Source organism: Streptomyces sp. 150FB (assembly GCF_000818195.1).
GTDB lineage: Bacteria > Actinomycetota > Actinomycetes > Streptomycetales > Streptomycetaceae > Streptomyces.
Genome location: NZ_JTHL01000001.1, coordinates 7,083,288 through 7,093,154, shown reverse-complemented (window position 1 = coordinate 7,093,154; position 9,867 = coordinate 7,083,288). Strand labels below are relative to the sequence as shown.

Genomic DNA, 9,867 nt, shown 5'->3' with positions numbered 1-9,867 from the left:
GCTCTTGAGGCTGCGCCGCACGGCGGCCCGCTGGGCCGCGGACAGAGGATCGGGCTCGTACTGCTCCATGCGCTGGGGCCCCTTCGGTGGTTGGGTCGGGCGGTGGACGGGTCGGGCCTCGTGGTGCGGGCGGGGGCGGGCCGCGCGCACGTCCTAAGGACGGTCCCCGAAGACCGTGCGGTGCCAGTCCTTCCTGGGCTCCGCGGTGTTGTCGTACATCACATGCTTGACCTGTGTGTACTCCTCGAACGAGTACGACGACATGTCTTTGCCGTAGCCGCTTGCCTTGTATCCGCCGTGCGGCATCTCGCTGATGATCGGGATGTGGTCGTTGACCCAGACGCAGCCCGCCTTGATCTCGCGGGTGGCGCGGCCCGTGCGGTAGACGTCGCGGCTCCAGACGGAGGCGGCGAGGCCGTACGGGGTGTCGTTGGCGAGGCGGATGCCTTCGTCGTCGGAGTCGAAGGGCAGCACGGCCAGGACCGGGCCGAAGATCTCGGACTGAACGATCTCGCTGTCCTGGGCGGCGCCCGTGACCAGGGTCGGGCGGTAGTAGGCGCCGGCGGCGAGGTCCCCGCCGGGCGCCGAACCGCCGGTGACGACACGGGCGTAGCCGCGCGCCCGGTCGACGAAGCCGGCAACCCGGTCGCGGTGCGCGTGCGAGATCAGCGGCCCGAGATCGGTGGACGGGTCGAAGGGGTCACCGAGCCGCACGGTCTCCATCAGTTCGGCGACCCCGCTCACGAAGGCCTCGTACAGCGGGCGCTGGACGTAGGCGCGGGTGGCGGCCGTACAGTCCTGGCCCGAGTTGATGAGCGATCCGGCGACCGCGCCCTGGACGGCGGCCTCGATGTCCGCGTCGTCGAAGACCAGGAAGGGGGCCTTGCCGCCGAGTTCGAGGTGCAGGCGGGTGACGGTGGCGGTCGCGATCTCGGCGACGCGCCTGCCGACGCCGGTGGAGCCGGTGAAGGAGGTCATCACGACATCCGGGTGGCCGACCAGGTGCTCTCCCGCGTCGGGGCCCGCACCGCTGACGATGTTGATCACACCGTCGGGGAGGCCGGCCTCCTGCGCGGCCTGCGCGAACATCACCGAGGTGAAGGGGGTGATCTCGGCGGGCTTGAGCACGATGGTGTTGCCGGCGGCGACGGCCGGGAGGATCTTCCAGGCGGCCATCTGGAGCGGGTAGTTCCAGGGCGCGACGGAGCCGACGACCCCGATCGGCTCCCGGCGTACGTAGGAGGTGTGGTCGGCGCTGTACTCGCCGGCCGAGACGCCTTCGAGGTGGCGGGCGGCGCCGGCGAAGAACGCCGCGTTGTCGACCGTCCCCGGGACGTCGAACTCGGTCGTCAGCTTGACCGGTTTGCCGCACTGGAGTGATTCGGCGTACGCGAAGTCGTCGGCCCGCTCGGCGAGTACGGAGGCGAAGCGGTGCAGCGCGTCGGAGCGTTCACCGGGGGTGGCGCCCGCCCAGCCGGGGAAGGCGGCGAGCGCGGCGGCGACGGCGTCGTCGACATCGGCGGTCCCCGCGAGCGCGTACGTGTGGATCACCTCGCCGGTGGCCGGATTCACCACGTCCTGGCCGCGCCCCGACGTTCCGGCGCGCAGCCGTCCGCCGATGAACTGCGCGCCGACCGCGAAGCGGTCCCGCACCTGGAAGCGTTCGCCCATGATGCTCTCCGTTGCTCCGGCGGTAATTGAGTGCCGATCCTGACAGAGCAGCCTGCCCCCAACAAGGGATTCCGTTGTTGCCTTTTGGTTACGCGACGGAATCGGTCGACCATGTGTCGCGCCGACGTGCTGTTACACGTACGTGGTGTCAGTGGCGCACGGCACACTGGCGTGCATGGGAACACAGAAGTTGCTGCTCTTCTGGGGGCACACACCGCGTGCGGACGGGACGCTCGGACCGAGCTGTCTCAGCCAGTGGTGGCCGTCGCCGTTCACGGTCGACGGTGTGGAGTACGCGACGGCGGAGCACTGGATGATGGCGGCCAAGGCCCGGCTCTTCGGCGACGAGGAGGCGGAGCGCGCGGCTGTGACGGCGGGGCATCCGTCCCGGGCCAAGAAGGCGGGGCGGCTGGTGCGCGATTTCGACGACGCCGTCTGGGAGCGGGAGCGCTACGGCATCGTGGTGGAGGGCAGTGTCCACAAGTTCGGGCAGGACGCCGGGCTGCGCGGCTATCTGCTGGCCACGGGCGAGCGGCTGCTCGTCGAGGCCAGCCCGATGGACCGGATATGGGGCATCGGGCTGGCCGCCGACGACGAGCGGGCTCAGGACCCCGCCCGCTGGCGGGGCCTGAATCTGCTGGGCCGGGCGCTGGTGGAGGCGCGTGAGCGGCTCCGGGCGGAAGACGGCGTGCGTCAGCCGATGAAGAGCGACGTCGAGTAGCCGTCGTAGTCGTCGTACGTGTCGTCGGGGCTGTGCTTGACCGCCTCGGTGATGCCCCAGGCGAGCAGGCCGATGACGACGAGCCCGATGACGATGCCTATCGAGCCGAGGATGATGCCGGCCTTGGCCTGCCCGCGGTTGGTGGCCTCGCCGCGCTCTGCGCGCTTCTTGCCGAGGATGCCGAAGATCAGTGCCAGGACACCCAGCACGATCCCGACGACCCCGTACAGGCAGAACAGGCAGATGGAGACGATGCCGAGCACCATCGCCGCGACACCCATGCCGTTGGCCGGCTGCTGCTGCCAGCCGGGTGCGGCGTACGGCGTCGGGTAACCGGCCCCCGGGTAACCCGGGTCGGGGTAACCGGCCCCGGGATAGCCGGGGTCGGGGTAACCGGCTCCGCCCGACACGGGATAGCCGTATCCGGCGCCGCTCGCATAGGGATCGGCGGCCGAAGGCGCGGTCGGGGCGGGCGGCACGCTCGGGTAGCCGTACGGGCCGGGGGCGTTCGGGGGCGGCGGCGGTACGGCGCCGGCTGCCTGCCCGGGGACCGCCGGGGGCATCCCCACGGCGGTCGGCTGATCGTGCACGGACCCACCGCCGGCGGGCGCCTGCGGCGCCGGTGCCGCCGGCTTGTTCAGCGATGTCCTGTCCTCAGGCGGAGCCCAGGGATCGTGGGGCTCGTAGCCGCCCGGCGGCTGCTCGCTCTGGTCTGACATGGGCCTCCCCCATCGTAATTCCGTCATGCTACGGCCTCCGCCACGCGCGTAACGGGCCCGGCCTACGATGATCCCTGACCCGAGCTGTCCCGGGCAGGCGATCGGATGTTTCGCCCTGCCGGCCCCGCTCCACCGGCGCCAGCCCCCGCACGTAAGGACCTCCGATGACCGACCTGCACCCCTTCATTGCGGGGCTTCCCAAGGCCGAACTCCATGTGCACCACGTCGGTTCGGCGTCCCCGCGCATCGTGGCCGAACTCGCGGCGCGGCACCCGGACTCCAAGGTGCCCTCCGACCCCGAGGCGCTGGTCGACTACTTCTCCTTCACCGACTTCGCCCACTTCATCGAGGTCTATCTCTCCGTCGTCGACCTGATCCGCACCCCCGAGGACGTGCGGCTGCTGACTTTCGAGATCGCCCGCGACATGGCCCGGCAGAACATCCGCTATGCCGAGCTGACGGTCACGCCGTTCAGCTCGACCAGCCGCGGCATTCCCGAGGACGCCTTCATGGAGGCCATAGAGGACGCCAGGAAGGCCGCCGAGGCCGAGTTGGGCGTCGTGCTGCGCTGGTGCTTCGACATCCCGGGCGAGGCGGGTCTCGCCGCCGCCGAGGAGACGGCGCGGCTCGCGGTCGACCTGCGGCCCGAGGGGCTGGTCGCCTTCGGCCTGGGCGGTCCCGAGATCGGCGTGCCCCGGCCGCAGTTCAAGCCGTACTTCGACCGGGCGATCGACGCGGGGCTGCACTCCGTGCCGCACGCCGGTGAGACGACGGGGCCCGAAACGATCTGGGACGCGCTGACCGCGCTGCGCGCCGAGCGCATCGGCCACGGCACCAGCTCCGTCCAGGACCCGAAGCTGTTGGCGTACCTCGCCGAGCACCGCATCCCCCTGGAGGTCTGCCCGACCTCCAACATCGCCACCCGCGCCGTCGCCGACCTCGACGAGCACCCGATCAAGCGGATGGTCGCGGCCGGCGTCCTGGTCACGATCAACAGCGACGACCCGCCGATGTTCGGTACGGACCTCAACCAGGAGTTCGGGGTGGCCGCCCGGCTGCTCGGCCTCGACGAGCGGGGCGTCGCGGACCTCGCCAAGAACGGTGTCGAGGCGTCGTTCCTCGGCCGGGAGGGGAAGAAGCGGATCGCCGACGAGATCGACGCCTACACGTCACTCTGGCTCGCGAAGTGAGCGGCGCGGTGGCCGCGGCGGCGACAATGACCGGATGCGAACCGTTCTTGCCGTAGGCCACCGCGGCGATCCGTATCACGCCCGTGAGAACACCCTTCCCGCCATCGCCTCCGCGCTGGAGCACGGCGCCGACGCCGTCGAGGTCGATGTCAGGCTCACCAGCGACGGCGTGCCCGTGCTGCTGCACGACGCCTCGCTCCAACGCCTCTGGGGACACGACAGCTTCCTCGCCGCGCTGACCGCGAAGGAGGTACGGGCGCTCACCGGCGGCGAGTTGCCGACCCTGGCCGAGGCCCTCGCCGCCGCGCGGGCCACCCGGCTCATGATCGACCTCCCGGGCGCCACCGAGGAGGCGGTACGCGCGGTGGTCGGCGCCGTACGCGAGGGCGGCGCGGCCGAGCGGGTCTACTACACGGCGGGCGCCACCGCGATGCTCGCCGTCCGCGCCGCCGACCCGGCGGCCGAGATCGCGATGACCTGGACGACACTCGCACCGCCGCGCCCGGCCCTGCTGGCTGCGGTGCGGCCGAAGTGGCTCAACTACCGCTTCGGCCTGGTGAGTCAGGAACTGGCGGCGGCCGTCCACGGCGAAGGCCTGCTGGTCTCGGCCTGGACCGCGGACACCCGCCGCAGCATGCGATGGCTGATCAGGAACGGCGTGGACTCGATCACCACGAACCGGGTCGGCGTGCTGGCCGCCCTGACCGACGCGCGTCGTCCCTCCCGCGCCGACCGCTGACAGCAGGAGGGACGGGGGGCCGGCCCGTACGCGCACCGGCCCCGCCGCCCCGCCTCGCTCAGCCGTCGAGCGACGTCATCACGTGCTTGATCCGTGTGTAGTCGTCGAAGCCGTACGACGACAGGTCCTTGCCGTAGCCGGACCTCTTGAAGCCGCCGTGCGGCATCTCGGCGACCAGCGGGATGTGCGTGTTGATCCAGACACAGCCGAAGTCCAGCGACTTCGACATCCGCATCGCCCGCCCGTGGTCCTTCGTCCACACCGAGGAGGCGAGGGCGTACGGGACGCCGTTCGCGTACTCCAGCGCCTGCGCCTCGTCCGTGAAGGACTGGACGGTGATGACCGGGCCGAAGACCTCCTGCTGGATGATCTCGTCGTCCTGCTTGAGCCCGGAGACGACGGTCGGGGCGTAGAAGTACCCCTTGTCGCCGACCCGGTGGCCGCCGGCCTGGACCTTCGCGTGGGCGGGCAGCCGCTCGATGAAGCCCGAGACATGGCTGAGCTGGTTGGCGTTGTTCAGCGGGCCGTACAGCACGTCCTCGTCGTCCGCCGCGCCCGTCCTGGTATCGGCGGCGGCCTTCGCGAGCGCCGTCACGAAGTCGTCGTGGATCGACTCGTGGACGAGGACCCGGCAGGCCGCCGTACAGTCCTGGCCCGCGTTGAAGTACCCCGCCATCGCGATGTCCTCGACGGACTTGGCGATGTCGACGTCCTCGAAGACCACGACGGGCGCCTTGCCGCCCAGCTCCAGGTGGACCCGCTTGACGTCCTTGGCCGCCGACTCGGCGACCTGCATGCCGGCCCGTACGGAACCGGTGATGGACGCCATGGCCGGGGTGGGGTGCTCGACCATCGCGCGGCCGGTGTCGCGGTCGCCGCAGATGACGTTGAAGACGCCCTTCGGAGCGATCGCGCCGATGATCTCGGCCATCAGGACGGTCGAGGCGGGGGTGGTGTCCGACGGCTTCAGTACGACCGTGTTACCGGCGGCGAGGGCGGGCGCGAACTTCCACACGCCCATCATCATCGGGTAGTTCCACGGCGCGACCTGCGCGCAGACCCCGATCGGCTCGCGGCGGACGATCGAGGTGAGCCCCTCCATGTACTCGCCGGCCGAACGGCCTTCGAGCATCCTGGCGGCGCCGGCGAAGAAGCGGATCTGGTCCACCATCGGCGGGATCTCTTCGGTGCGGGTGAGCCCCAGCGGCTTGCCGGTGTTCTCCGACTCGGCGGCGATCAGGTCCTCGGCGCGGTCCTCGAAGGCGTCCGCGATCTTCAGCAGTACCTTCTGGCGCTCGGCGGGGGTCGCGTCGCGCCAGGCGGGGAAGGCCGCGGCCGCGGCGTCCATCGCGGCGTCGACGTCGGCCTGGCCGGAGAGCGGGGACGTGGCGTACACCTCGCCCGTGGCCGGGTTGACCACCTCAAGGGTCCGCCCGTCGGCGGCGTCCTTGAACTCCCCGTTGATGTAGTTACGCAGACGGCGCAGCTCGGTGGTCACTGCCACCCCTCCTGTCAGATGTCCGATGAGTGATGAACCCCACCTTAATCAGTCGGTCGACGCTTTCGACAGGCCCGACCCCCCGTATCTTCGGATTCGGTTCTCTTGAGGGCCTTCAACAACGAATTTCATCGATACGGGGTTGCGTGACGGATGAGTCGCAGGGCACAGTGAAGCGCGTGGCCAGTCGTAGCGCAGACTCCAGGACCGGGAACGGATCGTCCCCCTCGATCGATGCCGTCTCCCTCGCCATCATCGAACAGCTTCAGGAGGACGGGCGACGCCCTTACGCCGCGATCGGCAAGGCCGTCGGCCTGTCCGAGGCGGCCGTGCGCCAGCGCGTCCAGAAGCTGCTCGACCAGGGCGTGATGCAGATCGTCGCCGTCACCGACCCGCTCACCGTGGGCTTCAGGCGGCAGGCGATGGTCGGTATCCATGTCGAGGGAGACCTGGACGCCGTCGCCGACGCCCTGTCCGCCATGGACGAGTGCGAGTACGTGGTGATGACCGCGGGCTCCTTCGACCTGATGGTGGAGGTCGTCTGCGAGGACGACGACCACCTGCTCGACGTGATCAACAAACGGATCCGCGCACTCCCCGGTGTGCGCTCCACCGAGAGCTTCGTCTACCTCAAGCTGAAGAAGCAGACCTATATGTGGGGAACCCGATAGCCGTGAGCAAGGACCTCTCCAAAACCGCCTACGACCACCTGTGGATGCACTTCACCCGCATGTCGTCGTACGAGAACGCGCCCGTCCCCACCATCGTGCGTGGCGAGGGCACCTACATCTACGACGACAAGGGCAAGCGCTACCTGGACGGGCTGTCCGGCCTGTTCGTGGTCAACGCGGGTCACGGCCGGCACGAGCTGGCGGAGACCGCGTACAAGCAGGGCCAGGAGCTGGGCTTCTTCCCGATCTGGTCGTACGCCCACCCCAAGGCGATCGAGCTGGCGGAGCGGCTCGCCCACCACGCGCCGGGCGACCTCAACAAGGTCTTCTTCACCACCGGCGGGGGCGAGGCGGTCGAGACCGCCTGGAAGCTCGCCAAGCAGTACTTCAAGCTCACCGGCAAGCCCACCAAGTACAAGGTCATCTCGCGGGCCGTCGCCTACCACGGCACCCCGCAGGGCGCCCTGTCCATCACCGGTCTGCCCGCGCTCAAGGCGCCCTTCGAGCCGCTGGTCCCCGGCGCGCACAAGGTCGTGAACACCAACATCTACCGCACGCCGGTCTTCGGCGACGACCCGGTGGCGTACGGCCGCTGGTGCGCCGACCAGATCGAGCAGGAGATCCTCTTCGAGGGCCCCGACACCGTCGCCGCCGTCTTCCTCGAACCGGTGCAGAACGCGGGCGGCTGCTTCCCGCCGCCGCCCGGCTACTTCCAGCGGGTGCGCGAGATCTGCGACCGGCACGACGTGCTGCTGGTCTCCGACGAGGTGATCTGCGCGTTCGGCCGGCTCGGCACGACCTTCGCGTGCGACAAGTTCGACTACGTACCCGACATGATCACCTGCGCCAAGGGCATGACGTCGGGCTACTCCCCGATCGGCGCCTGTGTCATCTCCGACCGCCTGGCCGAGCCGTTCTACCAGGGGGACAACACCTTCCTGCACGGCTACACCTTCGGCGGCCACCCGGTCTCCGCCGCCGTGGCGATAGCCAACCTGGACATCTTCGAGCGCGAGGGCCTCAACCAGCACGTCCTCGACAACGAGGGCGCGTTCTTCGACACCCTGAAGAAGCTGAACGACCTGCCGATCGTCGGCGATGTGCGCGGCAACGGCTTCTTCTACGGCATCGAGCTGGTGAAGGACAAGGCGACCAAGGAGACGTTCACCGACGAGGAGACGGACCGCGTGCTCTACGGCTTCCTCGACAAGGAGCTGTACGAGCAGGGGCTGTACTGCCGGGCCGACGACCGCGGCGACCCGGTCGTCCAGCTCGCCCCGGCGCTGATCTCGGACCAGTCGACGTTCGACGAGATCGAGGGCATTCTGCGCTCGGTCCTCACGGAGGCGTGGACCAAGCTCTGAGCGGCCGAGCTCCGAGCGCCTGAGGTTCTGATCGGTGTGACGTGGCCCGGGTGCCCCCTTTCGAGTGAGAAGGGTGGCACCCGGGCCACGTGCTGTGGGCGGACCCGGCCCCGGTTCCTTAGCGTGCCCAGAAACCGGTCCGACCCGAGGTGAGGTGTACGCCATGGTGGCCCCGCCCGACAACGACGTGCTCTGGGCGCGTTCCCTGCACTACTCCCACCGGGGCTCGCCCGCCCTCGCCGGGGTCTCCCTCGGCGTACGCGAGGGCGAGATTCTGGCGGTGAACGGCCCCCGCGGCAGCGGGAAGACCACGCTGCTGCGCTGCCTGTCCGGGCAGCTCGCCCCGCAGGAGGGGGAGGTCTGGTTCAACGGCTCCCCCGTACACACCCTGCGCGCCGGGGCGCGCGAACGGCTGCGCCGCGAGAGCTTCGGGTGGATCGACCCCGAGCCCACCCTCGTACCCGAGCTGAACGGCTGGGAGAACGCGGCCCTGCCGCTGCTGCTGCGCGGGTCCTCCCGCCGGGTGGCGAAGAGCGCCGCACTGGAGTGGCTGGAGCGCCTCGACGTCGGGATGTGCGCCCGCAAGCGCCCCGGCTCGCTGCTCCAGTCGCAGCGCCAGCGGATCGCCGTCGCGCGTGCCCTGATCAGCGAGCCTTCGGTGCTGTTCGCCGACGAGCCGACGGCGACGCTGCGCGAGGGTGACCGGGCTCAGGTGCTGCGTACGATCGCGAGCGCCGCGCGCTCGCACGCGGTCACGGTCGTCCTCGCGACCTTCGACCCCGAGGTCGCGACGCTCGCCGACCGTACGTTCTCGCTCATCGACGGTCGGCAGGCGGGCACTCTCGACCCGACCGAGACGGAAGGCCGGGCCGACGCGTGCTCGCTGCCCGTCTAGCCCGGGGCTCCGGGCCCCTGGTCCTGCTGCGCAGGATGCTGGTCGTCGCGGCTTCCGCCGGGGCCGGTTTTCTGCTGTTGTGCACGCTCGGCCGTGCGATGAGCAATCCGGCCGGGTCCCCGCTGCGACTGCTGTGGTGTCTGATCCCGGTGGCGGCGACGGTGCAGTTCGCGATCGCCGTGGCCCGCGCCGATCCGGCCACCAAGCCGCGTCAGGCTCTGTCGGCCGCCGGGTTCGGTGCCGGCCGGATGGCGCGGCTGGCAGCGCTGTCGACGGCGGTGTCCTGCACGTTCGGCAGCGCCGTGGCGCTGCTGCTGTTCCTCCGGCTGCGCGGCGACCTGGCCGGGACGCCGTTCGACGGGAGGGGCGCGGATCTGCTCGCGGCCGGACAGCCGCTGC

General features: G+C 70.3%; 9 protein-coding genes and 1 pseudogene. 7 read left to right on the top strand and 3 right to left on the bottom strand.

From position 1 onward, the window contains the following. Positions 1-153: 153 nt before the first annotated feature. Positions 154-1,671 (bottom strand): gamma-aminobutyraldehyde dehydrogenase, encoded by a 1,518-nt coding sequence (locus QR77_RS30485; RefSeq protein ID WP_040025214.1) that lies wholly within the window; start codon positions 1,669-1,671, stop codon positions 154-156. A gap of 175 nt (positions 1,672-1,846) precedes the next feature. Here QR77_RS30485 and QR77_RS30480 point away from each other — a divergent pair, with 175 nt between their 5' ends. After that, positions 1,847-2,392 (top strand): NADAR family protein, encoded by a 546-nt coding sequence (locus tag QR77_RS30480; protein WP_052489758.1) that lies wholly within the window; start codon positions 1,847-1,849, stop codon positions 2,390-2,392. On the opposite strand, the gene QR77_RS30475 is transcribed toward QR77_RS30480, so the two are convergent. Further along, positions 2,365-3,111, bottom strand: coding sequence for a DUF4190 domain-containing protein (locus tag QR77_RS30475; protein ID WP_040025213.1), 747 nt, complete (start codon positions 3,109-3,111; stop codon positions 2,365-2,367). The genes QR77_RS30480 and QR77_RS30475 overlap by 28 nt on opposite strands. A gap of 164 nt (positions 3,112-3,275) precedes the next feature. On the opposite strand from QR77_RS30475, the gene QR77_RS30470 reads away from it, so the two are divergent. Continuing rightward, positions 3,276-4,301 (top strand): adenosine deaminase, encoded by a 1,026-nt coding sequence (locus QR77_RS30470; RefSeq protein ID WP_040025212.1) that lies wholly within the window; start codon positions 3,276-3,278, stop codon positions 4,299-4,301. Between the two features lie 34 nt (positions 4,302-4,335). After that, positions 4,336-5,040, top strand: coding sequence for a glycerophosphodiester phosphodiesterase (locus QR77_RS30465; protein WP_040025211.1), 705 nt, complete (start codon positions 4,336-4,338; stop codon positions 5,038-5,040). Positions 5,041-5,098: 58 nt separating this feature from the next. On the opposite strand, the gene QR77_RS30460 is transcribed toward QR77_RS30465, so the two are convergent. Then, positions 5,099-6,538, bottom strand: a complete 1,440-nt coding sequence (locus QR77_RS30460; protein ID WP_040025210.1) for a gamma-aminobutyraldehyde dehydrogenase — start codon at positions 6,536-6,538, stop codon at positions 5,099-5,101. Positions 6,539-6,717: 179 nt separating this feature from the next. Here QR77_RS30460 and QR77_RS30455 point away from each other — a divergent pair, with 179 nt between their 5' ends. From QR77_RS30455 to QR77_RS49300, 4 genes and pseudogenes are all read left to right on the top strand, one after another. Beyond that, positions 6,718-7,209 carry an Lrp/AsnC family transcriptional regulator gene (locus QR77_RS30455; protein ID WP_040028922.1) on the top strand — a complete coding sequence of 164 codons (492 nt, stop codon included), beginning with the start codon at positions 6,718-6,720 and terminating at the stop codon, positions 7,207-7,209. After that, a complete protein-coding gene (locus tag QR77_RS30450) occupies positions 7,194-8,573 on the top strand; it encodes an aspartate aminotransferase family protein (RefSeq protein ID WP_040025209.1) in 1,380 nt (459 codons plus the stop codon). The genes QR77_RS30455 and QR77_RS30450 overlap by 16 nt, the downstream gene beginning before the upstream one ends. A 163-nt stretch (positions 8,574-8,736) precedes the next feature. Continuing rightward, positions 8,737-9,468: an ATP-binding cassette domain-containing protein gene (locus QR77_RS30445; protein WP_040025208.1), complete on the top strand. Its 732-nt coding sequence runs from the start codon at positions 8,737-8,739 to the stop codon at positions 9,466-9,468. Beyond that, positions 9,450-9,867: pseudogene (locus QR77_RS49300) on the top strand (hypothetical protein); the annotation flags it as partial. The gene QR77_RS30445 and the pseudogene QR77_RS49300, both read left to right, overlap by 19 nt.